Origin of the sequence: Sphingobacterium phlebotomi, assembly GCF_008180195.1 — a bacterium.
Lineage (GTDB): Bacteria > Bacteroidota > Bacteroidia > Sphingobacteriales > Sphingobacteriaceae > Sphingobacterium > Sphingobacterium phlebotomi.
This window is the reverse complement of the sequence record NZ_VTAV01000020.1, coordinates 26,930-53,742: the sequence shown is the minus strand read 5'-3', so window position 1 is coordinate 53,742 and position 26,813 is coordinate 26,930. Positions and strand designations below refer to the sequence as shown.

24 protein-coding genes are annotated in these 26,813 nt (G+C 40.0%); 12 read left to right on the top strand and 12 right to left on the bottom strand.

Translation table 11 applies throughout. The annotated features are described in order from the left end of the window. Positions 1-16: 16 nt before the first annotated feature. Complete coding sequence (locus FXV77_RS19735; RefSeq protein ID WP_148920962.1) at positions 17-793, top strand: helix-turn-helix domain-containing protein; 777 nt, start codon at positions 17-19, stop codon at positions 791-793. 77 nt (positions 794-870) lie between these two features. Further along, complete coding sequence (locus FXV77_RS19730) at positions 871-1,497, top strand: NAD(P)-dependent oxidoreductase (RefSeq protein WP_148920961.1); 627 nt, start codon at positions 871-873, stop codon at positions 1,495-1,497. 65 nt (positions 1,498-1,562) lie between these two features. Here FXV77_RS19730 and FXV77_RS19725 read toward each other — a convergent pair whose 3' ends face one another. The 3 genes from FXV77_RS19725 to FXV77_RS19715 all read right to left on the bottom strand — a co-directional run bounded on the left by FXV77_RS19725 (position 1,563) and on the right by FXV77_RS19715 (position 4,150). Beyond that, entirely contained in the window at positions 1,563-2,408 is an 846-nt protein-coding gene (locus tag FXV77_RS19725; protein WP_148920960.1) for an aldo/keto reductase, read from the bottom strand. A 2-nt stretch (positions 2,409-2,410) separates the two neighbouring features. Beyond that, entirely contained in the window at positions 2,411-3,400 is a 990-nt protein-coding gene (locus FXV77_RS19720) for an aldo/keto reductase (protein ID WP_148920959.1), read from the bottom strand. 186 nt (positions 3,401-3,586) lie between these two features. After that, positions 3,587-4,150, bottom strand: a complete 564-nt coding sequence (locus FXV77_RS19715) for an RNA polymerase sigma-70 factor (RefSeq protein WP_148920958.1) — start codon at positions 4,148-4,150, stop codon at positions 3,587-3,589. Between the two features lie 133 nt (positions 4,151-4,283). On the opposite strand from FXV77_RS19715, the gene FXV77_RS19710 reads away from it, so the two are divergent. From FXV77_RS19710 to FXV77_RS19685, 6 genes are all read left to right on the top strand, one after another. Continuing rightward, positions 4,284-5,453, top strand: a complete 1,170-nt coding sequence (locus tag FXV77_RS19710) for a FecR family protein (RefSeq protein WP_148920957.1) — start codon at positions 4,284-4,286, stop codon at positions 5,451-5,453. A gap of 172 nt (positions 5,454-5,625) precedes the next feature. Continuing rightward, positions 5,626-8,952: a SusC/RagA family TonB-linked outer membrane protein gene (locus FXV77_RS19705; RefSeq protein WP_222867838.1), complete on the top strand. Its 3,327-nt coding sequence runs from the start codon at positions 5,626-5,628 to the stop codon at positions 8,950-8,952. 52 nt (positions 8,953-9,004) lie between these two features. Next, entirely contained in the window at positions 9,005-10,546 is a 1,542-nt protein-coding gene (locus FXV77_RS19700; RefSeq protein WP_148920956.1) for a RagB/SusD family nutrient uptake outer membrane protein, read from the top strand. Between the two features lie 25 nt (positions 10,547-10,571). After that, positions 10,572-11,675, top strand: coding sequence for an endo-1,4-beta-xylanase (locus FXV77_RS19695; protein WP_222867837.1), 1,104 nt, complete (start codon positions 10,572-10,574; stop codon positions 11,673-11,675). Between the two features lie 47 nt (positions 11,676-11,722). Further along, complete coding sequence (locus FXV77_RS19690; RefSeq protein WP_148920955.1) at positions 11,723-12,637, top strand: hypothetical protein; 915 nt, start codon at positions 11,723-11,725, stop codon at positions 12,635-12,637. 1 nt (position 12,638) lies between these two features. Beyond that, positions 12,639-15,077, top strand: coding sequence for a glycoside hydrolase family 3 N-terminal domain-containing protein (locus tag FXV77_RS19685; protein WP_148920954.1), 2,439 nt, complete (start codon positions 12,639-12,641; stop codon positions 15,075-15,077). 106 nt (positions 15,078-15,183) lie between these two features. Here the strand turns inward: FXV77_RS19685 and FXV77_RS19680 are convergent, their stop codons facing one another. After that, positions 15,184-15,546, bottom strand: coding sequence for a winged helix-turn-helix transcriptional regulator (locus FXV77_RS19680; protein ID WP_148920953.1), 363 nt, complete (start codon positions 15,544-15,546; stop codon positions 15,184-15,186). Positions 15,547-15,659: 113 nt separating this feature from the next. Between FXV77_RS19680 and FXV77_RS19675 the strand changes: the two genes are divergently transcribed. After that, positions 15,660-16,646, top strand: coding sequence for a quinone oxidoreductase family protein (locus tag FXV77_RS19675; RefSeq protein ID WP_148920952.1), 987 nt, complete (start codon positions 15,660-15,662; stop codon positions 16,644-16,646). 115 nt (positions 16,647-16,761) lie between these two features. Here FXV77_RS19675 and FXV77_RS19670 read toward each other — a convergent pair whose 3' ends face one another. After that, positions 16,762-17,442, bottom strand: coding sequence for a YceI family protein (locus FXV77_RS19670; RefSeq protein ID WP_148920951.1), 681 nt, complete (start codon positions 17,440-17,442; stop codon positions 16,762-16,764). Positions 17,443-17,583: 141 nt separating this feature from the next. On the opposite strand from FXV77_RS19670, the gene FXV77_RS19665 reads away from it, so the two are divergent. Together FXV77_RS19665 and FXV77_RS19660 are read left to right on the top strand one after the other, a co-directional pair. Then, positions 17,584-17,949, top strand: coding sequence for a winged helix-turn-helix transcriptional regulator (locus FXV77_RS19665; RefSeq protein ID WP_148920950.1), 366 nt, complete (start codon positions 17,584-17,586; stop codon positions 17,947-17,949). Between the two features lie 112 nt (positions 17,950-18,061). Continuing rightward, positions 18,062-18,925, top strand: a complete 864-nt coding sequence (locus tag FXV77_RS19660) for a hypothetical protein (protein ID WP_148920949.1) — start codon at positions 18,062-18,064, stop codon at positions 18,923-18,925. 79 nt (positions 18,926-19,004) lie between these two features. On the opposite strand, the gene FXV77_RS19655 is transcribed toward FXV77_RS19660, so the two are convergent. Together FXV77_RS19655 and FXV77_RS19650 are read right to left on the bottom strand one after the other, a co-directional pair. Beyond that, complete coding sequence (locus tag FXV77_RS19655; RefSeq protein ID WP_148920948.1) at positions 19,005-19,502, bottom strand: hypothetical protein; 498 nt, start codon at positions 19,500-19,502, stop codon at positions 19,005-19,007. 173 nt (positions 19,503-19,675) lie between these two features. Then, positions 19,676-20,524, bottom strand: coding sequence for a helix-turn-helix domain-containing protein (locus FXV77_RS19650; RefSeq protein WP_148920947.1), 849 nt, complete (start codon positions 20,522-20,524; stop codon positions 19,676-19,678). Positions 20,525-20,701: 177 nt separating this feature from the next. On the opposite strand from FXV77_RS19650, the gene FXV77_RS19645 reads away from it, so the two are divergent. Further along, complete coding sequence (locus tag FXV77_RS19645) at positions 20,702-21,862, top strand: TlpA family protein disulfide reductase (protein ID WP_148920946.1); 1,161 nt, start codon at positions 20,702-20,704, stop codon at positions 21,860-21,862. Between the two features lie 41 nt (positions 21,863-21,903). On the opposite strand, the gene FXV77_RS19640 is transcribed toward FXV77_RS19645, so the two are convergent. The 5 genes from FXV77_RS19640 to FXV77_RS19620 all read right to left on the bottom strand — a co-directional run bounded on the left by FXV77_RS19640 (position 21,904) and on the right by FXV77_RS19620 (position 26,628). Beyond that, complete coding sequence (locus tag FXV77_RS19640; RefSeq protein ID WP_148920945.1) at positions 21,904-22,293, bottom strand: nuclear transport factor 2 family protein; 390 nt, start codon at positions 22,291-22,293, stop codon at positions 21,904-21,906. Positions 22,294-22,415: 122 nt separating this feature from the next. After that, the gene (locus FXV77_RS19635) at positions 22,416-23,699 is read right to left on the bottom strand and encodes an erythromycin esterase family protein (RefSeq protein ID WP_148920944.1); all 1,284 of its coding nucleotides are present in this window, start codon (positions 23,697-23,699) and stop codon (positions 22,416-22,418) included. A gap of 268 nt (positions 23,700-23,967) precedes the next feature. Further along, positions 23,968-24,771, bottom strand: coding sequence for a class I SAM-dependent methyltransferase (locus FXV77_RS19630; protein WP_148920943.1), 804 nt, complete (start codon positions 24,769-24,771; stop codon positions 23,968-23,970). A gap of 8 nt (positions 24,772-24,779) precedes the next feature. Further along, positions 24,780-25,364 carry an ASCH domain-containing protein gene (locus FXV77_RS19625; RefSeq protein ID WP_148920942.1) on the bottom strand — a complete coding sequence of 195 codons (585 nt, stop codon included), beginning with the start codon at positions 25,362-25,364 and terminating at the stop codon, positions 24,780-24,782. A gap of 46 nt (positions 25,365-25,410) precedes the next feature. Beyond that, complete coding sequence (locus FXV77_RS19620; protein WP_148920941.1) at positions 25,411-26,628, bottom strand: DoxX family protein; 1,218 nt, start codon at positions 26,626-26,628, stop codon at positions 25,411-25,413. Positions 26,629-26,813: the final 185 nt, after the last annotated feature.

Here is a 26,813-nt window from a genome sequence, read left to right as displayed (position 1 = left end):
GTTCAATAATAAAGCAATGAATTTTCAGAGCATAGTGCCAAAAAAATCCATTTCATTGTTTGTGAAGAACATCTGGGTATTTGAAAGCGAGGACAGAAACTTGAAGACAAGTTTGCCTTTTTTCGCAGATGGCTATCCCGGACTGATGTTCCAACAGACGGACAGCGGGCTAATAGTACGCCCGCACGATAAAACAATGCCCGAAATCTTTCTTTATGGACAAACCATTAAACCTATCGAACTGGAAATTTCTGGAGCATACCTACTTATCATTTTTCAGTTATATCCGTTTGTTTTGAGAACGTTTTTTAATCTCGTTCCACAAAGCATAAACGATAACTGTTACTATTTGGACGACATGATGGCGGACGACGGTATCATGGCGCTTGCGAAGGAATTACAAGCCTCTGATTCCATGGAGAGTAAGATTGAAGTAATCTCCAATTTATTACTGTCATTCTTAGAAAAGAGAAAGCAAGATCTTGATTATAAGATAAGAGAAGCAGTTGTACGTATCATCGATGCAAAGGGACAAGAAAGCATCAGTGCCATTGCCGCAAAATCTAACTTGAACATCCGTACCTTTGAACGCCGGTTCCGTAGTGAAACCGGGCTTTCTCCCAAACAATTCGCCAAAATTATCCAGTTCCAGACATCCATGGAGCAACTCACCGTGAAAGATTATAGCAAGCTAACGGATATTGTTTATCAAAATGGTTTCGCCGACCAGTCTCATTTCATACGTGTTTTCAAAGCGTTCACAGGTAAGACGCCAAAAGCATTTAAAAAATAAACAAGCATTGTCGTTTTTATTCTATTTTGCAGACATTATATGCTGCAATTTTGCCATGTAGACTAAAAGCAAAAAAAATGAAAATAATCGTTTTTGGTGCAACGGGCACCGTAGGTACAGAAATTGTAAAGCAAGCATTGCAAAAAGGATATGACGTTACAGCCTTCGTGCGTGATCCCGAAAAAATGGTATCTCTAAATCATCCCAATCTTTCTGTTTATACTGGGGATGTGTCTAACGTTGAAGAAGTAAAACGTGCAGTGAAAAATCACGACGCGATTTTTTGTGCGTTAGGGGATGGAAGAACTGGTAAAATACGGGCGTTGGGAACATTAAATATCATCCATGCTATGAATAGCGCTGCGGTCAGGAAGTTGATATGTTTATCGACGCTTGGCATAGGCGAAAGCTATGGGAATCTCAATTTTATCTGGAAGCATATCATGTTTGGTATGCTACTCAAACGGGCGTTTAACGACCACAAATTGCAGGAAGAATATATACGCAACAGTAACCTGGATTATACTATCGTAAGGCCAAGCGCATTGACAAGTGGCACAATAACCAACGGATATAAGATAGGTTTTGATGAAAAATATAAAAAACTTACCCTTAAAATATCACGAGCAGATGTCGCAGACTTTATGCTGCGTCAGTTGTATAGTGATCACTATTTAAAGAAACCGGTAAGTATATCCAATTAACTTCCAAATTGCTATTGTGCCAAACAGAAGTTTATCTTTTCTCCTCTGGACCTCGTATATCTTGTTTACGAGGAACGGTCTGGCCAATTATTAGGTAGTTCTCCGCTGAAACCCATTTCCGGGATATCATTAATGGCTTGTATTTCTTCTGCTGTTAGTATAAAATCGAAGATATGTAAATTTTCTTCAATGCGTTCTGGGGTAGTCGATTTCGGAATGCTGATGACCCCATGTTCTAATGCCCATCTTAAGCATAGCTGTGAAACCGATTTCTGATGCCTTTCGGCGATTTGTTTCAAAAGATCATTGCCGAAAACTTTTCCTCTTGCTAACGGAGACCAGCCTTCAATAACGATATCGTGATCTCTGCAAAATTGTGTGAGTTCTGGCTGCCAGTATCCCGGATGAAATTCTATCTGATTAACGGCTGGTTTTACGTTGGCTGTCTCGAAAAGTGCGTCGAGGTGTTCTTCCCAGAAATTACTAACGCCGATGGATTTGATCAACCCTTGATCTTGTAACTCTTCCATTGCGCGCCAGGTCTCGGCGTTTACTTCCTGCCACTTGCTATAATTTTTTGCGTTGGCCGGCCAATGGATCAGATAAAGATCAATATAATCCAAATTTAACTTTTTCAACGATGTTTCGAAAGCTTTCATGGTGTTGTCGTACCCTAAAGTCTCCCGCCAGACTTTTGTAGCGACAATAATTTCGTCACGGGCAACTTTACTTTGCCTGATTCCTTTACCTACAGCTTCTTCGTTATTATATCTTGCTGCGGTGTCTAATAATCTGTATCCCTTTTCCAGAGCCAGTTTTACCGATTCTATTGCTTCTTCTTCACTCGCTTTATAAGTTCCGAATCCTAAAAGTGGCAAAGAATTTCCATCGTTTAACGTAATATACTCCATCGTTATGCAGGCGTCTGCGCTTTTTCGTAAATAAGACCTTCTGATTTCAACTCTTTCCAGAAATCAGTCGATATCTCAGATTTCCAGGATTTCACATTGCTTTTAACCTGATCGGTTGAACTCGCACCGGGAATAATAGCTACAAACTCCTCAGATGCCAACACAAAATGTATTGCTGCGGTAATAATGTCGGTGTTATATTTCTTTGCGATTTCCTCGATCTTATCCCGTTTTTTGGTCATTCCTTTCGGGATTACATCCTTGTAATTGTAGCGGTCTCTCCCGGCAATAAATCCGGAATTATAACCCGCTCCCGAAACCAATTTTACGCCTGCTTTTTTAACGGCAGGAAGCAAGCGGTCCACCGCATCTTCATGTTCTAATATGGAGTATTGTGTGGCCGACAGACAAATGTCAGGGTCCGCAGCTTCTATACAGTCCAGAATCGGTTCAATCTTATTCACACCCATTCCCCAGGCTTTAATCACTCCTTCATCGCGGAGTTTTGATAACACCTTAAAAGCGCCTTCTTTGGCTTGTTTCATGTAATAATCATAGCGATCGCCCACCTGATCTTCAGATAAATCGTGGATGTAAACAATGTCAATATGATCGAGCCCTGTCCGTTCTAAACTGTCTTCAATGGATTTTTTTACTGCATCGGCGGTGTACATATGTTTGAAATCGAAATCCAGCGGATTTTTCCACATCGTTGGCGGCACTTCTTCTTCGGGAACCGGTGTAAATAAGCGACCGACTTTGGTAGAAAAAACAAAATCTTCACGTTTTTTGTCTTTCAGAAATTCGCCAAATCTTCTTTCACCTTTTGTGAGTCCGTACCAAGGCGAAGTATCATAATAGCGGATACCCAGATCCCAAGCTTCCTGTAAAATTTTTTGTGACTGATCGTTGGTAATATTTTCGAATGCTGTGCCGATCGGTACCCCACCAAGACCTAATTCGTGTTCTTTTTTTAAAACTGTATGGCTCATTTTCTATCTTTTAATTTATTGCTGATTTGGACGTGTTTATCAGAATAACAATAAATATGTAGAACTGTTTAAAATTCGGTTATTTCATAGCCACATCACGGTTTCATTTATTTTTGTTTAAGACACATTTCGCGTTAAATATGTGACAGTGCAATAACGTTTTGTTATTTTAAAATACCCCAGCCGTTAAAGTAACGTAGTTAAGAACCCCGCTAATCGCGCTCTTAGTTTTTTAAAAGCTTTTCCTAAATGAGCTTCCACAGTCTTTTCCGAAATACCCAATTCTTTTGCTATCTTTTTTTGAGAATAGCCATCCTGACGACTCAATCGAAATACCAATTGACACTTTTCTGGTAGATTTTGAATATGTTTTTCCAATTCCTCCTGAAGCTCTTCAAAAGCCAATTTCTGCTGTGTAGAATCATCAATCAATCCCGTTCCCAATAAACTATCTACATAACGCTTCTCATTATAACGCCTATCCATTGATTTGATCACGCGATATTTTACTGACACAGCGAGATAGCTGGCTAAATCCGAGCGAAGTACCATATCAAATCGTTTATTCCATAACGATGTAAATAAATCTTGGACAATTTCTTCCGCTTCTTCCAAATTTCCCACGCGGTTGGCGGCGATCGTAAATAGTTTTTTCCAAAAGCGGTTATAAATTTCGGTAAATGCATTTTCATCACCTTCATGAAGATGCAAATACAATTCATTATCCGATAAATCCCTATAAATAACCATAACTAACAATCGATTTATTTTGGTTGAGCGTAACGCAACGGCTCAAAGATAAATATTTTATAGGGCAAGAAAAAAAATAAAAATGATGTAAGGGATTTGTTCTAGTACGAGGACATATAATAAAGCTCCAGTTATGAATGATATAAACAGGTACCGTGAGTTGGCCTCGAAATGGCTAAATGGAAGTATAACCGAAGTAGAAAAAGAAGAGTTTCTTGCTTGGTATAAAGCACATGTAGATGAGCAAATTACGATACCATCTTCTTTTGCAAAAGACGAGACCGAGTTAAAGCAACGGATATTGTCCAACGTGAAAGCATCCATGCAACAATCATATACACCAAAAACTGGAAAGATCCGCTCGTTAACGAGAAAGGTACGTGCCATAGCGGCATCTATAATTACGCTAGCGGTATTGGGTGTGGGATATTATTATCTATCTGAACGGAAGGGAGAGGGCGTGCATATAGCCTTAGAGGATGTGAATCCAGGAAAGAACAAAGCAATCCTATCGTTAGACGATGGTTCAGTGATTGATTTGCAGGAAGGTGGACAGGGGCTAATTGTAGGCAAGGAGCTGTATTATATGGATGGAACGGCACTTGAATCAGTATTATTTACCAATGGAGAGAGCGAAAGCAGTCTAGTAACTTTATCAACGCCAAGAGGAGGAGAATACCAGCTAAAACTTCCAGATGGTACGCGCGTTTGGTTAAACGCAGCATCATCCATCCGCTTCCCCAGAAAATTTAATCAGAATAAGAGAGAGGTAGAGCTATTAGCAGGGGAAGCATTCTTCGATGTCGCAGCAAATTCCGTGGATGGAAAGAAGGTTCCGTTTTTTGTGAAAAATAGGGAGCAATTGGTAGAAGTATTAGGTACGCAATTCAATATTAATACTTATGACAAAAAGCTAGGGGTCGTCACCACCGTTGCGGAAGGATCTGTGGCAGTCGAATCAAATAATGAGTCTTACAGACACGATCGCATGGTGCTTGCTGTTGGCATGCAAACAATTGTTAATGAAAGTGGAATTACAAAATATGAGGTAGATCCAGAACAATTTTTAGCATGGAAAGAAGGCTATTTTTATTTTAATGATGCCAATATATATACTGTTCTGCAGTCGTTCGAGCGATGGTATGATATCGATGTAAATTATGAAGTAGTGCGTTCAGATGACCTGTTTTATGGTAAGCTGCCCAAAAATGTGACATTGGACAAAGCTTTAAATATTCTAAAAACTGCTGGTGTACACTTCGAATTAAAGAATGGACGACAACTAATCATAAAAAATAAATGAGAAATTCCATGATAGGTAGCTTAGCCAGCTCAGGGTTTCCATAACCTCATTAGCAAGTAGACTTCAAATAAAAACCGGAAATGTTGCGATCATTCCCGGCTATTTATTGGGTCAATGAATAACAAGTAATCTGAAATTAACACTGTATTATAAACCCAAATCATACAAAAGTATGCAATTAAAACTATTAATGTATCCTTTACCGGCGTATACAAAAAAAATCATTATGCGTGTGAAGTTAACCATCATTCTATTGACCTTCTTTTGCGTTCAGCTTTCGGCTAATGTATTTGGCCAAAAGATTTCGCTGAATGAACGAGATGCATCGCTATGGGAAATTCTAAAAAAGATAGAGAAACAATCCGGTATCACTTTCTTTTACAATAAGCGAGATATTCAGCAGGAACCCGTTACTATTGTATTACAGGAAGAACCTTTAAATCGCGCCTTAGCAAAACTTTTTAAAAATTTGCCTTATGGTTATGACATACAAGATCAAGTAGTCGTTTTAAACCAGAAGGATAAGTCTGCACGAAAAGAACCCAAAACTTCTGTGGTCGATAAGTTAAGTGAGGTCCTCCCTCCAAAAACGGTACAGCGAGCGATTAGTGGAACCGTTCGGGATTCAATAGGAGCTCCATTGGCGGGCGTAACCGTGTCGATCAAGGGAACATCGCTTGGCACGCATACAGATGCAGAAGGGAAATACCGAATTGCAGTGCCGGACGAGCAATCCGTTATTGTATTTTCGATGGTCGGTTATGCGCCTAAAGAACAGCCTATAGGCAGATTGGCAATAGTGGATGCTGTGTTAACTGCGCACATGGGCGATTTAGATGAAGTTGTCGTGGTAGGATATGGCACACAAAAGAAAAGTGATGTTATCAGCTCCGTTGTATCTGTAAATACAGCCGATGTAAACCGAGTCCCGTCCAATGATCTTGGCGAGATGTTGAGAGGTAAAGCTGCCGGAGTATATGTAACAGTCAGCGACGCTGCACCAGGAAGTTCATCCAATATCCTGATTCGTGGAAGCCGTTCATTGACAGCGGGAAATGCGCCTATTGTCATTGCTGATGGTGTTCCAGTGGGAGGTATCAATGATGTAAACCCGAATGATATAGCGTCCATCGAGATTTTAAAAGATGCAGCTGCACAGGCAATTTACGGTGCTAGGGCGTCAAATGGCGTTATACTCATTACAACAAAACGCGCGAAGGAAGACCGGACGATTGTCGATTTCAACACCTTTTATGGTGGACAAACGGTGAAACGTAATTTTGATGTGTATAGTGCAGAGGAATTTGCACAGTTAAAAAGAGAGGCGTACCGAGCAGACAATAACAACCAGTACCTGTCTGATGAGGCTATTTTTACAGATATAGAGCGCGAAGTATTGGCTACGGGGGAGTTTATCGACTGGGAGAAGGAATTGCTGCGGATAGCAAGCACACAAAACCATAACCTAAGTGTTTCAACTGGAACGGCAAAGACGCGTATATATTCGGGCTTTAACTACTCAAAGAGACAAGGAGTGATACCCGGTACCGATTTCCAACGGGGAACTATCCGTATAAATGTAGACCAAACCATTACGGACTGGTTGAAATTGGGCGCTAATACTTCTTGGCAACTTTCTAAAAATAATAATCCCGGTACGGGCGAAACATTATTACGTACCGTAACCACCTCGCCACTCGGCAAAATTTATAACGAAGATGGAACCTATCGGATTTATCCTTCAGGCGTACAGGAGAGCGTCAATCCATTATTGGATTTGGCGGAAGTTTCAAACACACGAAATGATCGCAATGATATCATGAATATTTTTGCCGATTTTACACCATTCGAAGGTTTCCATTATCGTGCGAATGCCAGCAGGCGGTCTTGGAATCGCAAGACCTCACATTATGCGACCGCCGAATCTTTGCAAGGATTTCGTAGAGGAGGATTAGGTAACGGAGCTATGCAGTTTGAAGACGAAGTAGAGTGGCAATTAGAAAACATCTTGAACTATAACACGAGCTTTGATAAACACAATCTCGCAGGTACATTTGTGCAGAGCATAAGCCAGCGGAGTTATAGTAACTTTCGAAATAATGCCAACAATATTCCAAATGATCTATTGGGAATTTGGGGATTACCCAGTGCCGAAAGCAATATACCCGCAGTTGGTGCCAATAAAAGAGGGTTGGTTTCATTTGTTGGCCGTATTCAGTATGACTATAATGGAAAGTACTATTTAACGGCATCGGCAAGGGCGGATGGTTCCACCGTGTTTGGTGCTAATAATAAATGGGCCTATTTTCCTGCCGTCGCTCTAGGATGGAACATACATCGAGAAGCATTTATGCAGGAGTCTTTTGTAAACAACCTGAAGCTAAGAGCAAGCTACGGTAGTGTAGGAAACGAAGCTATTAATCCATATCGTAGTCTAAGTACAGCCGTGCAGCGGGACTACCTTTTTAACAATGTTAAACGGATCGGTTATGTTCCTGGCGACTTTCTGCCTAATCCAAATTTGAGATGGGAGACTTCCACTACCCTAAATACCGCACTTGATTTCGGTTTCTGGAGCAACCGCTTGACCGGTACATTTGAATTTTATAATACCCGCACGACGGATCTTTTAGCCGAATTATCCCTGCAGGCGGATATCGGATATTCTAGAATGCTTCGAAATATTGGCGAAGTTGAAAATCAAGGGTTTGAATTAAATATGAATGGTTTGGTCGTTGACAAAAACGATTGGCAGGTAAATTTAGGTTTCTCTTTATCTAGAAATAGGAACAAAATTATCAGCTTGTATGGCGATCTAGACGAACATGGAAACGAAGTGGATGATATTGCAAATCAGTGGTTTATAGGTCATTCAAAAGACGTGTATTATCAATATCGTCCGGCAGGCATATGGCAACAAGGAGAGGACATTGTCAATAGCCACATGCCAACGGCGCAGCCAGGCGATATCAAATTGCTGGATTATAACGGTGACGGCAAACTCACAGATGCCGACCGTGTCATTGTACCACGTGATCCAAAATGGTTTGGGTCTTTTAATCTTGCGGTCAATTACAAAGGTGTAGATCTTGCAGCCGATTTCGTGACGGTGCAGGGTGTGGTTCGTAATAATGCCTTCTTATATGATTATGCCTCAGGAGGTTCGTTGCGCGGCGTTTTTAACGGTGTTAAAGTAGATTACTGGACACCTGAGAATCCAGAAGGAAACTGGCCAAGACCATTAGAGTCCAACGACCGCCCTTACATATGGACACTTGGACTACAGGATGCATCTTATGTACGTTTACACACGCTCACGTTAGGATATACATTATCATCTCAGCTTGCTTCTAAGCTGAAAGTTGGTAGTCTAAGGATCTATTCAACTGCACATAACTTGGCTACTTGGACAAAATACAAGTCTTACAGTCCGGAAAAGAATCCTAACGAGTACCCCGAAGCAATTTCGATCGTCGGGGGCATTCAGATAGGTTTCTGAGAAGCCTAGGAATACAATTATAGACAAAAAAAAGATGAATAATTATACACATATGAAAAGGATATTTCTGCAGTTATTGTTCGGTATAGCATTGCTTTCTCTCCTGTCATGCGAAAAGTTTTTGGCAGAGGAGCCTGTTACCGAGGTTTCCATTGATTTTATATACACGACCCCAGAGGGTTTAGAAAGCGGTGTGAACGCATTGTACAACCTCATGCGTAATTATAACATTCCCGAAGGAGAGGGAGACGCTTTGCGCTCGAGTCTCTTTTTTTTGGTAGGAACCGATTTAGGTCTCAATCGCACATGGCATACCCCTTATGGACCCAATCACACACCAGTGGCTTTTCCCGCTCGTAAATGGACAAGAGGATACCAGATCATTGACCGTGCTAACGCTATTATTACCAATGCACCCAAGGTGGATATGCTGGAGACGAGGCGCAATCAGATTATTGCGCAAGCGAGAATGGTTCGTGGTGAACTATATCTTGATCTCATACGTATGTACGACAATATTCTTTTGGACACGATAGCCACAACACCCGAAAATGCTTTTGATCCGAAAGAATATATTCCAGCAGATCCCGTAGAAGTTTTTAAACTCATCGATGCAGATCTCGATTTTGCCGTACAGCATCTAGCTTGGAATGTAGAGTACGGAAGGTACGGCAAAGGCGTAGCGCATCATGTCCGTGGGAAAAGTGCGTTATGGCAGCAAAAATGGGGGGAAGCATCTACACATTTTGACGCGGTAATCCTAGATCCGACCCATGATTTATTACCACGTGAACAACTTACACAAGTATTTGGGCAGAATTTGAACCATAAGGAGGCGTTGTTGGTGTACGTCAGGGATGAGATCACTGGTGGAAACGATAATTTAGCGGGCGGCGGACCAACTTGGATCAGCAGTGTGTTTAATTCGAGAGTATATGAACTGTCGGGAGGAGAAATGATCCGATCGGTGGAATACGGTGGAGAATCGTTAGGGTGGTCTTTTCCAAACGATTATCTCCGGTCACTCTACGATGAAGAAAACGATTTACGTTTTCGTACCTATTATTATCCATTGCAGCTCATTGTAAACAACCCCGAGTCGCCAAACTTCGGACAGCCGTTGGCCCCAGAGCGCTACGATGATGACTATAGAAGATACCACTGGAGTTTAAAAAAGTACCATGATGAAGAGAAGCGCGTAGGTACACTCAATAGCTACAAAGATCATGTCTATTACCGGTATGCAGAGACCTTGCTATTAGGTGCTGAAGCGGCATGGCGGATGGGTAACTCAACGAAAGCGCTGGGGTATATAAATCAGGTAAGGAATCGGGCTGGACTTAACGGATTCGCTGCTTTCGATCTCGAGAGTTATTTGGAAGAATCTGCTCGCGAACTAGCCTTCGAGAACGAAAGGTGGTTTTTGTTAAAGCGGCTCGGAGTTTTAGTAGAACGTGTTAACCGGTACTATGAAATGGGATCGAACGCTGGCAATAAAGCTATCTATCCAATGGCATCGCATATGGTTAGACTTCCTATCCCACAGTCACAAATCGACTTGATGGGCACATTTCCCCAAAATGACGGTTATTAATAATTAACGATAAAAAAGAAATACCATGAGACTAATAATTAAACAATACTTATATTTTACTGTATTATTCCTGATTGGAATGGGGAATATTTCCTGTGGCAGCAAGCAAGATCTGACCCCTGATCGCGAGGAACCTATCGAACAACCTGAACCTGAAACCAACATACTGAAGGAGAAAGCATCTTTTGGCATTGGTGCGGCGATAAAAACTTCATTGATGAATGAAAATGGCTATACGCAGACCTTGCAGAAGCATTTCAGCCAAATTACCGCGGAGTGGGAAATGAAAATGGATGCCATATGGAATTCGTCAACGAATTACCAATGGACAGGGGCGGATAAATTAATCGATTTTGCAATCAATAATGAATTAGATGTACATGGGCATACACTTGTATGGTATAAGTCTTTTCCTAGTTGGTTTAAAAATGCGGGGTATGATTCCATCGCTTTTGAAAACCATGTGAAAACCTATATTAAGACCGTTGTAGAACGATATAAAGGAAGAGTAATCAGCTGGGATGTTGCAAATGAGATCTTCAATGATAATGGTTCGCTGCGGATAACAGATTGCCCCGTATATGCTACATTTAACGACCCAATAGCATTTTATGGCAGATGTTTCCAATACGCACACGAAGCTGACCCAGATGCTAAGTTATTTTATAATGATTACAGTGTCGTAATAGCGCCCGGAAAGCGAAATGCCATTAAAAATATGGTACAACGCTTTAAAGCCGAAGGTATTCCTATCCATGGTATAGGCGATCAGTTTCATTATCGCGTTAATAATGACAAAAGCACATTGCGCAATGGTTTGAACGATATGGCAAGTACCGGGTTATTGATCCATATTTCCGAGCTCGACATCGTGATGAATGTTGATAAATCCGATAGTTATGTGTTCACGGAAGCGGAAGCTAAAAAGCAATCCGAGATGTACAAGCATATTGCGGAGATTTACTCTGCCTTGCCAGCTCAACAAAAATTTGCTATCTCCTTATGGGGTGTAACGGATAAACATACCTGGCTTACAGGTTCATGGCACCCTAAAGAATATCCCCTTCTTTTTGATCAAAGTTACCAACCTAAAGAAGCTTACAAAGGATTTTTATCTGGACTAAACTAGAAATATGAACGATAATGCGTGCGAGCACGCTTACAAAATATAAACATATGCAACTTATTCGATTGAAAATAAGCTATATCATTGGCTGTATGACGATGCTATTTTTGGCAGGATGTGGAGAAGAAGAAACTTTTCCTGTCACATTATACGAACCCGGCAAGGCAGCAGCTGAAGCCAGTAGCGTCGGTATAAAATTTGGCGAGTATATCACGTACACTGATCTATCTAGCAAAGTACAAACCCGCAATTGGGTTTTCCCGGGTGGAACGCCCGGCACATCAACAGATTCCGTTGTCACCGTCCATTATCCCTTGGGCGGCTCTTTTAAAGCTATCCTCAATGTGGTTTTTATCGATAACCAACGCGGGCAGCATGCTTTTGATATTGAAGTTGAACCAGATCCTGATAATCAAATTCCCGATTACGATTATGGTGCGACATACGGTATTTATACAGAACACCCCGATATCAGTTCTCGGTTGGCACTCGTCAGACCAGTAGATATGAACCACTTTCCCGGAACCCGCGTTTCCGACGCGTTTGAGGGTGTCGAAGCATATAAATTTGAAGCAACAGGCGAGTCTGATTGGGCCATGGGTGCCTTAGAGGATGGTCGGGGACAATATATCGATATCTCATCCTTTGAAAACGGGTATTACCATATTGGCCTGAAATCAACATCGTTAGCACCAATACTAATTCGTATCCGCAGTTCTGGAGGAGGAAATGCGGTATTTGAGTTTACGGCTTCGGGCGAAGAATATGGATTTAAGCGGGATGGGAATTGGCACCTTGTGTCTATTCCGGTTGCAGATATTAAACAAAAGGACCACCATATCAATCTTGCTCAAATCACCGAATTTATTTTATTCAGAAGCGGTTCTGGAGACGTACGCACGTTTAATAATTATTCATTTTATGTAGATCATGTGTTCGTTTCCGAAAAAATGGAGGAAAAATAAAATGATACGGACCAATAGTAGCTATAAGTGTATTGTTCTTACGTGCTTAATCTTATTTTGTTTCTCCCTATCTTTTGGGCAGGCTCATAAACAGATTTATCATAAAGGTTGGATAGACTTTAATAAAAATGGACAGAAGGATCCGTATGAAGATCCGAAGGTACCTGTCGCAGAACGTATAGTAAACCTACTCAGTCAGATGACTGTAGAAGAGAAAACCAATCAGTTGGCCACTTTGTATGGATACAAACGCGTCTTACAGGACGAACTGCCCACTGCAGACTGGAGAAATAAGATATGGAAAGATGGAATTGCCAACATCGATGAGCACTTGAATAGTTTGGCATTTCATCCACATGCTAAGTCCGCATACTCATTCCCTTTTTCTAAACATAAGCAAGCAATCGAAGCAGTTCAGCGTTGGTTTGTTGAAGAAACAAGGCTAGGTATACCTGTCGATTTTACAAATGAGGGAATTCACGGACTTAACCACGAAAAGGCGACGCCGTTCCCATCACCTATTAGTATGGGCAGTACATGGAACACAGATTTGATTAATAAAGTAGGACATACCATTGGCAGAGAAGCCCGGTTGTTGGGATATACAAATGTATATGCGCCGATCCTTGATGTCGCGCGGGACCCTCGATGGGGACGTGTAATGGAAACTTATGGGGAAGATCCGTACCTAGTGGCAGAACTCGGAAAAGCACTAACCCTCGGTATCCAGGCGGAAGGTGTAGTATCCACGCTTAAGCATTTTGCAGCATACAGTGTGCCTAAGGGTGGTCGCGACGGGTTTGCCCGTACGGATCCACACATAGCACCCCGCGAATTGCATGAAATCCATCTTTATCCTTTTCGTCGCGTTATTCAAGAGGCCAATCCTTTAGGCGTAATGAGCAGCTATAACGACTGGGATGGTCATGCAGTAACCGGGAGTAGCTATTTCCTGACGGAGCTGTTGCGTAAACAATATGGTTTTAAAGGCTATGTCGTGTCTGATAGCGAGGCGGTCGAGTATTTGCATACTAAACATCAGGTTGCCGCCAGCCCAGAAGATGCGGTGCGTTTGGCCGTGAATGCAGGTCTCAATGTGCGTACAAACTTTACGCCACCCGAAGATTATATACTGCCTTTACGAAATTTGGTAAAGGAGGGCAAAATAGCGGAAGAAACCTTGGATGACCGCGTACACGATGTGTTGTATGTAAAGTTTAAGTTGGGTTTATTCGATGATCCATTTTGGATTTCCGAAAAGGATCCTGATCAGGAGATCCATCGCGCAATAGATGATTCCCTTTCGCTCCAAGTCCATCGGGAGAGTATAATATTACTAAAAAATGATAGTCTAGATGAAGTACGCAGTCCGTTACTACCTTTATCATCAGATTGGAAAAAAATACTTGTAACCGGCCCTATGGCCAGGGAGACTCGTTTTATGGAAAGTCGCTACGGACCTTCGGGAAACGCGATTATTTCCATCTACGAAGGACTTGTAAAGGAAGCTGGGACAAAGATTGATTTCAGTTATGCACGAGGGTGCGATATCGTCGATGAGACATGGCCAGAAAGTGAAATCATTTCGGCCGCGATGTCGGTCGAGGAGGAGGGGTTGATGAACGAAGCTTTGGAAAAAGCAAAAGAAGCAGATGTCATTATAGCCGTTATGGGAGAAGACGAAAAGCGGGTAGGAGAAAGCCTAAGTCGTACTTCGCTCGACTTGCCGGGCCGTCAAAGCATCCTACTACAGCGTCTTCAAAGCCTCGAAAAGCCTATTCTGTTGATTTTAACGACAGGTCAACCTCTTACCATTAACTGGGAAGATAGGTATATACCATCTATTTTGTGTGCTTGGTTTCCCGGTGCTTGGGGGGGTAAAGCGATTGCTGATGTTGTATTTGGTAACTACAACCCCAGTGGCAAATTACCCGTCACATTTCCAAAGTCTACCGGGCAGATTGAGTTAAACTTTCCGTTCAAAAAGGGATCGCACAACGGGCAACCGGGCGATGGCCCGAATGGATATGGAAACACTGCCGTTACCGGTGCCTTATATCCATTTGGCTATGGATTGAGTTATTCATCTTTCGAATATGCCAATCTTACTATAGATCGAGACGTCTTTTCGGTCCATGATACCATGGCTATATCCGTGGATATTACCAATAAGAGCAAAGCCAATGGCGAAGAAGTCGTGCAGCTTTATTTAACGGACGAGTTTAGTAGTTTGACCACATATGCGTCTCTACTGCGAGGATTTCAGAAGATAGCAATAGATGCCGGCGAGACGCAGACCGCACATTTTCGCTTACCGGTGCAGCAATTAACCATGCTTAACAAAGAGATGGAATGGGAGGTTGAACCTGGAAGTTTTGTCGTGAAAGTAGGAAACTCCTCAGAAAACATACTGCTAGAGAAACGTATAATAGTGAATTGAATCCGTTTGCAGCAGGTATAGTAAGCGAGAAGTCGGGGTTTGACTAACTCTCGCTTACATATTTTCACCTCGCGTTCCGCAGTAGATTGAGAGCATTTCTAATACTTTATCTAGTTTCCCGGATTTTTTCACGGTGTTCTTTTCCCCATTCTCCTATTGCGTCTATAAGAGGTTGTAATGATTTACCGTATTCAGTCAACTCATATTCAACTGTTATAGGTTTGGTGTTGAGCTGCGTTCTGCTGATCAAACCATTCAATTCTAACTTGCTCAATTCTTTTGAAAGCATTTTGGGACCGATCCCTTCAATCATGCGCTGCAATTCGAGATAGCGTTTTTTACCGGAGGCAAGGGCTGCTATCAATAGTACGCTCCATTTACCCTCCAAAACATAAAGTGCATCCTTCACAGAATTGAAATGCTGCATACATTCTTGTGGTATTTTTCCGTTGACCAGTTTTTCTCCCATACTCCAAATTTACAAAAACTTTCCTCGAGGGAAGTGCTTCCCCCTATGAAAGTGATAGTGCATATCTGTATGATACGCGGTAATTTTGTATCAGAAATTTATAATACAATATTATGGAACACGATCATAAAACAACAGGTTTTGTACAACTAAAGACAACTGGGACACCGGAAGTATTGGAATACCAACACGGAAACTTACTGCGTCCCAAAACAAATGAAGTACAGATTGCTCAGCAGTCCATTGGCGTAAACTTTTTCGATATTTACTACAGAAACGGTTCTTTTCCCGTAGAAAATTACCCGGTCATCATTGGATTTGAAGCTGCAGGTATAGTAAAAGAGATTGGTCCTGAGGTTGTCGATTATAAAGTAGGCGATCATGTTGCCTATTATAAAACATTTGGTGCTTATACCGAAAGCAGAAATATCGATCAACATGAGATATTCAAGCTTCCTAGTGAAATTCCATTTGACTTAGCGGCTTCGGTCATGATAAAAGGGCTTACGGCTCATATGTTGCTGAAACAAAGTCATGCATTAAAACCTGCTGAAGTGGTTTTGATTCATGGTGTGACCGGAGGTGTGGGCAGTATTTTAAGTCAGTGGGCGAAAGCTCTGGGAGCAAATGTTATCGGAACGGTAGGAAGTGAAGCGAAAAAGAAGATTGCGGTAAAGCGAGGTTTTACACAGGTGATTGATTTAAGTTCGGAAGATTTGGTAACGGCTGTTCATTCTTATACCGGTGGAAAAGGTATCGATGTTTTTTATGATGGTATCGGTAAAGCCACTTTCGAAAAATCCCTGTCTATATTAAAAGATGGTGGCAGCGCCGTTTTGTATGGATGGTCGTCTGGGATGCCTGAGATTGATAAAGAGCTGATGGAAAGCAGAAATATCAAATTTGCGTTTGATGCGCTGAATAACTACCCGTTGTACCAGGACAAAAGCGGTAAAGGATTAACTGAGATATTTGATCTATTGATGAATGGCAAGATTATTTTGGAAGCTTCTCTTGTTTATCCATTATGCCAAGCTGCCCATGCCCATTCTGATATAGAATCCAGAAAAACAACAGGCAGTGTGATATTGAAACCGTAGTTTCGCTGTATAAGCACAAAAATCTAACGAAGAGGCGGGAATGTTACAGATGCCCGCCTCTCTGCTCTCCAGTAGATGGTTTTTCGCATTGAAGCCATCTAGTGAACAGCGATATTTATTTTTTTGCGGTGATATCAAATTCCAAGTCAACCTCTTGTGAAATCATCCAATCTTTAGGATCGCCATCCGTTCCGTAAGTAAGGCCCCAATCCTGTCTATTAATAGTGAATTTCGATTGTACAATTACTTCGTTTTCATTGATGGATACTTTCGCTGGGAAAGATATATTTACCGTTTTTTCCTTTATTGTTAGATTACCACTAATAACGTTTGTTGCATCCGCTAGTACACTTTGATCTTTTGCAGGATCAAAAGATCTTACAGAAGTGATTTCCAATTTCGATGTAGGATATTTTTCAACTTCGAAAAAGTCTTCGTTTTTTAAATGCCCATCTAAATCAGCAGCCGTCTTTCCGCCTGTTTTCGCTACATCTACAGCATCATCATCCGTGCGCAAAGAATTCATGTCGATGGTGAATTTACCACTTGCAATCGCATCATTTTCCAGTGTCAGGGTTCCTTCACTCTCCAGTGTTCCAAACCGAGGATCGAAACCACCTTTATGGTAGGCTTTCCATTTTATAGAGCTGCTCGCACGATCAAGCTGGAATACGGTACCTTTTTCCGTTGCAACCTCTTGCGCTGTTGATGTCTGTACTTTGTCCGCGTTGGAATTACCTCCACAAGCCGCGAATGCTAACGCGGCAACGATTGTTAAAGCTGATAGTTTTCTCATTTTTATTTACTGTTATTGATGTCTAAATAGCGCTGCAAAGGTAATATAAGGTCGGTTTAAAAAATGCATTACTTACCAATTGGAAACTAGTTTCCAATTGGTAAGTAATCTTCGTTTGTTTATTTTTGAAAAAAATCCAGTATGATAAAGAGGAAAACGGTTACGAAGTCCTTAGAATGTAAGGTTAGAATAACGGCAATAACAGACACAATGCAAGTCTTGTCAGGTAAATGGAAAATACATATCCTAGGAACACTTTTGCAAGGTGGGAAAATGCGATTTATGGATCTTTTACGAGAGATTGATGGTATTGCCGCCAAAATGCTTTCCAAAGAATTGCAGGATTTAGAAATGAACCAACTTGTAACGAGGACTGTCGTCGACACAAAACCCATAACAGTTGAATATGAAGTCACGGAATATGGAAAAACGATGGAACCGATTATAGATGAAATCGCAAATTGGGGTGTTTTCTATAGAAATAGATTGCATGGCAAGACTGATTAATACGGCAAGCTGGAACCGGATCGGTTATCACAGATTGTGATAAGCTCATTCCAGTTAGAATTACCAGATTTTAGCTATTGTACTGTTTCTATATTTTTATTTATTTTGAGCGATGAAGAGCTTTCACCTACTATTCTCCATGCTGGTTTCTTTCGCGACGTATGCACAACTGGATACACCAGCCGCTTATCAGGTCTATGAGGGATATAACTTATGGAACAAGCAGAAAGGAGATACAGCCTATGTTTTTGCAGATGTCGCGTATATTCGAGACTATCCCGATACAGATGGCAATCTTTTAGATTCATTAACGCACGGAACCATGCTGCTCATAACGAGTGATGGTTATAACGAACGTACTATTCGTGGGTATGAAGCCCCTTGGCACGAGGTTCAATATGAAAAAAATGGACACATAAAAAAAGGATTTATCTGGCTGGGGTTGCTCGCTTTAGGGCGTCAAGTCGACGATCAAGGTAACCAGTTCATCCACGGGTTATTACGCTACGAGAAGCCTTCGGAATATGGTGGGAACGCGTATATCTGCGAAGTGAAGTATTTGACCCCAGATAACAAGTTAATGGGCAGAAGTCATTACCCTGTCTATAGAAATGGTCAAACCTATACAGAAAGCAAGCTTTTGCCTAATATGGGTTTGGAAGGTCTACAGTATATTCACCGAGTTGGTTTCTATGGTGAGGCATGTGGAATTCCTACCACACACTATTATCTTGGGTGGAACGGTGAAAATTTTGTCGATATGTTTTCTAAAAGTTCAGTGAGTGATGCCGGCGTAAGCTATTATGAAGAGAAGATACTGTTTCCTGTAGAGCATCACTTAGAAGCCGGACTAATCATTAAAGATATTGTGCAGGGAGAGGTCATCGATTATGAAGCGGAGGAGTTGCAATATTCGGAGACTAAACATCGACAGAAGTACTCATGGGATGGTAAGCAGATTAGTCCGAAACAATAAATAATCAATACCTTGTACATAGATCCGTATATTTCTATGATGAATACATGGATCTATATAGCGGTGAAAATGCTGATGCCTAGTCTTGGCGAATAGCATTATTAATTTTCTTCTGTTTCCTAAACTGAAGTACAGAACCTAGTACAAATAGAATAAAAAGGACGAGCAGTGTTTGTGCGATGATCGGATCCGTTGGTCCTGCCGCTAGGGGTTTTGATACCGGTACACGAGTAAATGTTTCGTTTACGGTTGGTATGAGGGATAAGAAAAAGCTTAATGACAACAGGAAATTTTCATAATAGCGATATTTGTTGTTACCTGGTCTTTTAATATGCAACACATAGGCTATAACGATCAAAATAACAATAAGCAGGGAGAATACGTGTCCCACATTAAATCCACCGGCTTTAGACAAGCCCAATGCGGTAAGTGAAGTTATCAGTGTTCCGTAAAAATAAATTTTTCCTGTCAATTGGCTTAAGTCAACTTTGCCAACTTTTGTGAAATCCACTGCAGCGGCGATAATGGCAACAACACCTACTACGGTGTGAAATAATCCTAAATTTGATAGTCCCATAATATTTTAAATTTGAATTTATTGATAGGACAAAGTTGCAATTCGGATAACGATAACACTTTGTGAATCGGCTCATTTACTTGGTAATAAAGACCAGAGTAAAAAGACGATCAAGTAAATTTTGGAAAAATTGATAAGGCAAAGGAATGGGCTGGTTGATTGCCTTATGTCCTTTATCGTAAAATGGTAGTCCGATAATTGCTTGGCGTAGTACCATATTTATCGTGAAAGCTTTTTGTAAAATTAGCCAAGTCGTTGAATCCACAATCGAATGCGATATCAGTGATGCGGTTATCCGAAATTAAAAGGAGTTCCGCTGCCCTTTTCAGTCGTTCTGTTTTGATATAGTTGGCGGGGCTGTCGTTATATAGTTTTTTAAATTCTCTTTTGAAAGAAGAGACGCTCAGATTGGTTTTCTGTGCCAGTTCTCCTACGCTGATCTGCGAAAAAATATTTTCCTCTATAACCTGTCTGAAAGTATAGGTGATCGGTGAAAAAAGCTGTGATAATATAACCTGTACTATATATGCGTCTTGCGTTTGTGAGAGCAAGAGAATAATCTCTTTCAGTTTTAGAATCAAGATTTCTTCATGGACCAAGGATGGGTTTTCAAAATAAAACAACAACCCTTCGACGTATTTCTGAATTAGGAAATCGTTGTTCATTGTTCCGCTCGACTGATTGGAAGCTTTATTGCTTTGCTGCAGTACAAAAGGTAGTTCTTTTTGATAGATTTTCTTTAAGATTTCCCGATGGAAAGTAACGATGACTACTTCGCCATTACCATTACTCTTTGATTCCTGTATTTGTCTCCCCGAATGTACGCAGTTGAGTAACAAGGAGTGGTTGGTCGGTATTTCTACGGAATCTTCGTCAAACTGGTAGTGCATTTCACCTTTGAGCATATACAGAAAACAGGCCTGATCCGCAACAGGGAAAGCGAATTGGAAAGGCGGTTTTAAAACCACTTTTTGGATAAATGATTTTCCAAATAAATCAATCTTTTGGTAATCTACGACCATTCTATTTGATTTTATAATCGAAATTAAACATTTTTTTCAGCGCCAATATCAAATTTCGTCAAATTACTCTTTTATCGAAACCGGTGCTGCCGTTAACAAATGTTAATCATATTCTTTACATCAAATTATTAGGTAAATTTAGAATTATATCTTTTCAATGTTTTTAAAAATTATTATATGTTGGTTGCTAGATTACAGTTTTTACTTGTTTTAACGCTATCATTGACGCTTTCTGGGCTGGCGTATGGGCAAGACCATGTGCACCTTAAGATAAATCTTACTGGTATTGACAAGGAAAAGTTGGTCGTGCATTTCGATGACGGCATTGTTTTAGATATCGTCGACCTGAACCAGGGAGATACTACCATCATCGTTGACAAACCTATTTATACGAGCCGCCCGACAATCTCCGTTGTTTATGATCGCAAAAATTTTGATGAATTCTTTATAGATAGTAATGTCGCTGTTTTAAATCTATTCTATGATGCCAACAGAGGGAATGCCCCATTTTATACAGATAGCAATACCAATCTTACGGCTATTTATGATACCGTATCAAATGATATTTATCGGGAACTGAGACGTGGACAAACGTCAGAGTTGCAAAAAGTAAGCGATATATATATAAAACATGGTCGAGCGGTTCGCACGAATGATTCCTTAAAATATGAACTTGCCAAGTTAGCGAAATCCATAAACGCTAAATCAATGGATTTCCTTGTGCCATACGCGAAAGACTTTTTTTCCTTTTACTATTTTAAAAATCAAGTACTTTCATTTGCAAAATCTGTCGAAAATGATTCTGAATATTATACAACGTTATTAGCCTATTACAACAATACATTCCCAGAAGAATTCAGAAATACCGGTGAAGGAAAAAAGATAGCCGATGAACTGCAGCAAAAAATATCTCCGGTGCTTTTAAAGGAGGGTGAAACGATGCCAGATATTCATTTCAAAGATATCTCTGGAGACACTATTGTTTTTAAGGACCAAAAAGAGAACTTCGTTCTGCTGGATTTCTGGGCGAGCTGGTGCGGCCCCTGCATACGGCAAATTCCGGATATAAAGGCCTTGCGAAAGGAGTTTTCAGCAGATAGCTTGAAGATAGTCGGTATTTCTATTGATCGTGATTCGACCAGTTTTATTAATAGTATAGAGGAGCATAAGATGGATTGGGTGCACAGTTTGGATAGAGGAAGCCTATTGAGTGGTAAACTGGGAATTAGTAGTGTACCCAGCGTTCTGTTGTTAGATCGAAATGGTAAGATCGTTTACTATAAAAAAGGAGGAAGGCTTGATATGGAGAAAATACGTGCTATAATTAGGAAGGACTAAATCCATTTCTTTTTTAGGATGGTGAAGCTCGGCGAAATTGATTAACAGATGACATCTTGCTGCGGTATATTCACTGCTATTGTAGGAATGTTGTTTATTATTTTCCAGTGCTCATTTTCTTGAACGCAGACTATCAAAGAATGAAAGATTAAATATTGACTTTCCAATTTTACCTGTACAGTAGCAATATTGCCGGTTTGTTCGATGGAATTGTAAGCAATACTTCTGGGGCTTCCTCCGAATTTCTTCGTTCTGATTAGTTCGATATAATCTGATTTTGAGAATACAAAAATTCCATTCTCATCAAAAAATCCGTCTTGGATATTCTGAAAACCGGCGTGTAAAATATTCTCTAATACTGCTACATCGCGGTTGTCGCCAGCTTTCACAAATGCCTCAATGGCTGTTTTTACTCTCAATAATGTCTTCATCTATTTTATGCTTTTTATATAAGACACATTTCATGTTAAATATGTGACAGCGTAATAACTTTTTTTATCTATCGAGGCGGACGATACTGTATTCGCTTTTGTGTGAGGGGTGCCTGATGTACTTAATCCTTCGAGACCTTAAAAAGATGGCTCCGTGTCATTGTACCGTTGAAAATTACAGCGTCATACACCTCAGTCCAGTTTTGTGTTTGTTCAAAATAACCATGGGGTCGCATTATTCTTTCTTCTGACAACCATTTTCCATTATTCATGTTCTTTAATTCTCTAAAGTCCAAGAAGAAATCTCTATAACCAGTACGATGAAACAGGTTTTCAAAAGTGTCTTCCTTTGCCTCCGTTATAGGACGGCTATTTTTCATATTGATTGTGCCCCATTCTCCATCGTTTGCTACAAAAGCAACAGAATATAGGTCATGACCATATTTCTTGAAAAGATAGTCGCCCATCGTTTTGTTTATATTTCGTGCGTTATGCGAGTTAGCCGCCCATATGATTATTTTTTCGTTCGGATACCGTTTTTCTTTTAACCAGATTACATTCTCAGCCATTATAGAATCTCTTAGGGTATTCGATGAAAAGTTTTTACCAGTTCTTTTTGCCGTAAAATTTTCGACTAAGCTAGGCGCGGCATCTACTTGATTCCTCAGCGTTTGAGTGATAAGCTTTCCAGCATCACTATCGTCATTTTCTAGGCCCAGCAAGAACTTTTCAGATACGGAGGTAAAAGTATGCAATAAGCTTTGCATAGTTTCCGGAGTAATGTCGTTTGGTACGTTGGTGAAATAATTGGAAAGGTAGGAGTAGAATATAAAATAATCATTTTGTTCGCTTTGATCCGCAAATGGAATATTTTTGGCACGCGATATTTTAAATAGCTCGATTGGAAATCCTTCACGATCTACTTTAGAAATTGCTTGGTAGTCAAATCCAGAAATCTGAAGCGGGTTTTCTGAGGTGGCTTTATCAGTGATATACTGTAATAGTGGCTGCATTTCTACCGTCCAAGACCAATGTGGGTATGTAGAGCCTCTCAACGTGCTCATTCGATCTGCTGAAGATGACATGGATTGATTTGACTTTTCTGCTAAATAGAGGCTGCTTTCAAAAGCAAGTACGCTAAATCCTAATTCCTCGTGTAGAAACTTTATCAAGTTTCCTTTTGTCTCAAACGCCTTTCCGTCTCCATGCGTTTCCTCACCCAACAATATCAATTTTGAATCTCCTATTGCTTTTTTTAATGCATCTTTGTCACGTACGAACTGGTCAGTGCTGTCTTCCAAATGGAGTACAATAGCGTGCTGCTTTAGCCAATCAATTTTCTTGTCCTGTCCAAAGATCTTTACAATGGATAACAGACTACATAAAATATATAGTGTAATTTTCATAACTGTTTATAACTTCAAATACATTCACTCTTTTTACGCTACTCCTTATAAAGATAACAATAAATTTTATGGTAAGGCAACGTAACGATGCAACTCAAGAATTCTGATTGTCCCGTAATTTACCATATGGAAAAAACTTGTAGAATAAGAGTATAGCTACGAGCAGGGGGAGCGCAATCAATACGATCGTTGCTTGGTAAAGGATAAACAAAAGCCCCGTGAAAAAATACAGCGTTAACGCCTTATCGGTTTACCAATGTGATGTTGGCTATTGTTTTTTTGTTGCTGTTATTGAATACACCATTGGTATTTTGTCCTCCAAATGTTCTATTCTGTATTTTTTTGGTTCAAATTCTATTGTCTTGTTAAAGCAATTATAGGGTGAATAATCAAACTCGTCTAACGATTTTATTTCAAGCCCGTTTTTTATCAAACTATTCAGTACTTCGCTTATGCCGTGATTCCACGACACATCAGATAGTGTCAATTCAGCTGTTTTATCGGCATAAGTTCCGCTTTGCGTTTCTTCGATTGCTCCTGAATTAAAATACCTGTAACCTATTTTGTCAAAGTTGTCGTCAAACATCCAAACAACAGGATGAAATTCTACGAATACAAATTGTCCGTTTGGCTTTAAAAACTTGGAAATGATTTTTGCCCACCTGTGTAGGTCAGGCAACCAACCAATTGTTCCGTAACTTGTAAAAACAACATCAAATTTTTCGTCTAAGTGATTTGGTAAGTCATAAATGTCGCAGCAAATGAATTTTGCATTTGAGTTCGTGTCCTTTGCGATTTTTTTTGCACTTTCAATAGCTTTGTCTGATAAATCTATGCCTAGAACGTTCGCGCCAAGTCTGTCCAGCGAAATAGTATCTTGTCCGAAATGACACTGCAAATGCAATATAGATTTCTCTTGAATGTCGCCCAGTAAGTTTAATTCAATATCGTTTAGTGAGCTTTTGCCTTTTAGAAAATTGTCCAGATCGTAAAATTCCGACTTTAAATGTGTTTCAGTTCTATTATTCCAAGATTGCCGGTTTATTTCTATATAATTATTTTCTGTAGCCATTTTTCTGTTTATATGTTGGATAGTTTTGTCAAATATTCATTCCCTAATGGAGATAGTTCATAGCCTACATTATGGCTTATCGTCAAGCCTAAATTTTTTAGTTTTCGGATGTTCAGCTTCAGCCATTCTTTTTCAAATCCTGTCAATTTTGCAATGCCTATGGCGTGCAAATTGGGATTGTCTTTTATGGTCATCAGTATTTTTTCAGTCCAATCCCCTTGTTTACTGTAACGGTCTAAACGTTTTAACTGGCCTTTCAAATCCTTAAATTGCTGTTCTGATAATTCTGTTTGTTCCCTTAATTTAATTCTTGGGTCTGCTGAATGATAACGAACAGCTATTTTAAAAATCGTACCCGTGCTATTGTGGGGAAATGATTTAAGCAATTGCCTTTTATCTGTGAAACCGGCCCGTATTGCATCCTTGTCGGTTATATCATTCTCCTTTATTGCTTCAACCTTGCCGATTTCGAGCAAGCCAACAGAAGTGTGCAAAAGGCTTCCGGTATTAACGGAAACCTTTTGCCACTTACGAAAAGCCATGGTGATCTCTCCCGATCTAATACCTTGCAGGTGTATACCTTTAAACAGCATGATTTTATTTTTTTTGTGATGTAGTAAAAACCATAAATTCGGTCTCTTATCGATTGTACGGATGCTCCTGTATCCAGTTAAACTTCCGTTTTATTAATTCAAATTCCTCTGGGTGCTGTTTGATTAATTTGACTTCCTCCGTGCGGTCGCTGAATGTTTTCGTTAAAAGGATATCCCCATTTTCCAGTACAGAATAATCAAACGTATAATTATTTAACGATATCTTTTTCTCTTTAGGATCTATTACCGGAGATAGTCTCTGCTTTTTGTAATACATATCTCTGATGTTGGCATGCCCTTCGTATTCGAAAACGATAGATGTCCAGTCTTCTGGTATAGTCGTGCGTATCTCATTACTGCTCTCTATCAAATATATCCCATATAAGGGTGACTTTTTGAAGTAATGATCGATGAGTTTCTGTCTATTGAGAAGGCCGGAGATTTGTTGTATCACGAAAATACCTATTACCGTTATTTTGATCACAATAAGTATTTTGTTTTTCCAGGCCTTAGTAAACTTTGGATTCCTGATCGTTTTTATCTGAACAGATTTTCCGAGTATGAGGAAATTGAATAATGGTTTAAGATGTGGTAACAGTAAAAAAATTGATAATATAAGCAACGCAGTAGAAACCATTTTGACGGGCACATCAAAAAAATAATTGGTTGTCATGATATTGATACTGACCGCCATTGTTATCAAAGCACCTAAAACCACTATTTTCCGGAATAAAAGAAGCCCGGCTAGAATTTCGACGATTCCGACAAAAATGTTGTATCCTTTCGAATATCCAAAGTAAGTCCAAGCTAATCCCATGGGAGAAAATTCGCCTAAGGGCTGCATCAATCGGTCTAGTCCGGGAGGAGGCATCTGGGCATGAACCAGCTTAATCATACCGTAATTTATCAACATGAAAGCAATGTAATAACGCATAAAAGTAGTTAGCCAATAATAGCATGCACTATAGTTTTTTCGTTTCCTGTCTGCAATAGACCAAATTATGGCGCCGATGATTGCCCAGAGGAAAAGGATGAGTAACGTTATCCAATCGTAAGAAGTGTCGCCACTACCGTTTGTAAAGATGGAATAGTCATAGCTATAATTTAGCACATTTTTTGCAAACCAAGGTGTAAATTCGTGCATTAATTGCACAATCGGTCTATTTATATAATGAAATAATGGAAAAGCTCCATTATTCATTACAAGAATAAAAGATAAGATAAAGATGAATGAAAAGCGAAAACCTATTTTGGTTTTACTCATAACTTAATCGTATTGTTCATAATTAATTATACCAATAAAGATAGCAATAACCAGTAAATAATCGGTGTATAATTATACCTAAAAACTATAACTTAGATAAGCCTCAGCTATGATTGCAAACATATTTCCGATGGATGACGAAACTGTTCGAAGAAAAACCGAGCAAATTAAAAATCTTATTCAAG

Coding starts and splice junctions, on each gene's coding strand:
- FXV77_RS19655 (WP_148920948.1), bottom strand. CDS start 19,502: ATGGGACTATCAAATTTAGGATTATTTCACACCGTAGTAGGTGTTGTT.
- FXV77_RS19715 (WP_148920958.1), bottom strand. CDS start 4,150: ATGGTTATTTATAGGGATTTATCGGATAATGAATTGTATTTGCATCTT.
- FXV77_RS19690 (WP_148920955.1), top strand. CDS start 11,723: ATGCAACTTATTCGATTGAAAATAAGCTATATCATTGGCTGTATGACG.
- FXV77_RS19635 (WP_148920944.1), bottom strand. CDS start 23,699: ATGAAAATTACACTATATATTTTATGTAGTCTGTTATCCATTGTAAAG.
- FXV77_RS19620 (WP_148920941.1), bottom strand. CDS start 26,628: ATGAGTAAAACCAAAATAGGTTTTCGCTTTTCATTCATCTTTATCTTA.
- FXV77_RS19695 (WP_222867837.1), top strand. CDS start 10,572: ATGAGACTAATAATTAAACAATACTTATATTTTACTGTATTATTCCTG.
- FXV77_RS19665 (WP_148920950.1), top strand. CDS start 17,584: ATGATAAAGAGGAAAACGGTTACGAAGTCCTTAGAATGTAAGGTTAGA.
- FXV77_RS19630 (WP_148920943.1), bottom strand. CDS start 24,771: ATGGCTACAGAAAATAATTATATAGAAATAAACCGGCAATCTTGGAAT.
- FXV77_RS19710 (WP_148920957.1), top strand. CDS start 4,284: ATGAATGATATAAACAGGTACCGTGAGTTGGCCTCGAAATGGCTAAAT.
- FXV77_RS19675 (WP_148920952.1), top strand. CDS start 15,660: ATGGAACACGATCATAAAACAACAGGTTTTGTACAACTAAAGACAACT.
- FXV77_RS19705 (WP_222867838.1), top strand. CDS start 5,626: ATGCAATTAAAACTATTAATGTATCCTTTACCGGCGTATACAAAAAAA.
- FXV77_RS19660 (WP_148920949.1), top strand. CDS start 18,062: ATGAAGAGCTTTCACCTACTATTCTCCATGCTGGTTTCTTTCGCGACG.
- FXV77_RS19735 (WP_148920962.1), top strand. CDS start 17: ATGAATTTTCAGAGCATAGTGCCAAAAAAATCCATTTCATTGTTTGTG.
- FXV77_RS19645 (WP_148920946.1), top strand. CDS start 20,702: ATGTTGGTTGCTAGATTACAGTTTTTACTTGTTTTAACGCTATCATTG.
- FXV77_RS19650 (WP_148920947.1), bottom strand. CDS start 20,524: ATGGTCGTAGATTACCAAAAGATTGATTTATTTGGAAAATCATTTATC.
- FXV77_RS19725 (WP_148920960.1), bottom strand. CDS start 2,408: ATGGAGTATATTACGTTAAACGATGGAAATTCTTTGCCACTTTTAGGA.
- FXV77_RS19670 (WP_148920951.1), bottom strand. CDS start 17,442: ATGAGAAAACTATCAGCTTTAACAATCGTTGCCGCGTTAGCATTCGCG.
- FXV77_RS19625 (WP_148920942.1), bottom strand. CDS start 25,364: ATGCTGTTTAAAGGTATACACCTGCAAGGTATTAGATCGGGAGAGATC.
- FXV77_RS19720 (WP_148920959.1), bottom strand. CDS start 3,400: ATGAGCCATACAGTTTTAAAAAAAGAACACGAATTAGGTCTTGGTGGG.
- FXV77_RS19685 (WP_148920954.1), top strand. CDS start 12,639: ATGATACGGACCAATAGTAGCTATAAGTGTATTGTTCTTACGTGCTTA.
- FXV77_RS19730 (WP_148920961.1), top strand. CDS start 871: ATGAAAATAATCGTTTTTGGTGCAACGGGCACCGTAGGTACAGAAATT.
- FXV77_RS19680 (WP_148920953.1), bottom strand. CDS start 15,546: ATGGGAGAAAAACTGGTCAACGGAAAAATACCACAAGAATGTATGCAG.
- FXV77_RS19700 (WP_148920956.1), top strand. CDS start 9,005: ATGAAAAGGATATTTCTGCAGTTATTGTTCGGTATAGCATTGCTTTCT.
- FXV77_RS19640 (WP_148920945.1), bottom strand. CDS start 22,293: ATGAAGACATTATTGAGAGTAAAAACAGCCATTGAGGCATTTGTGAAA.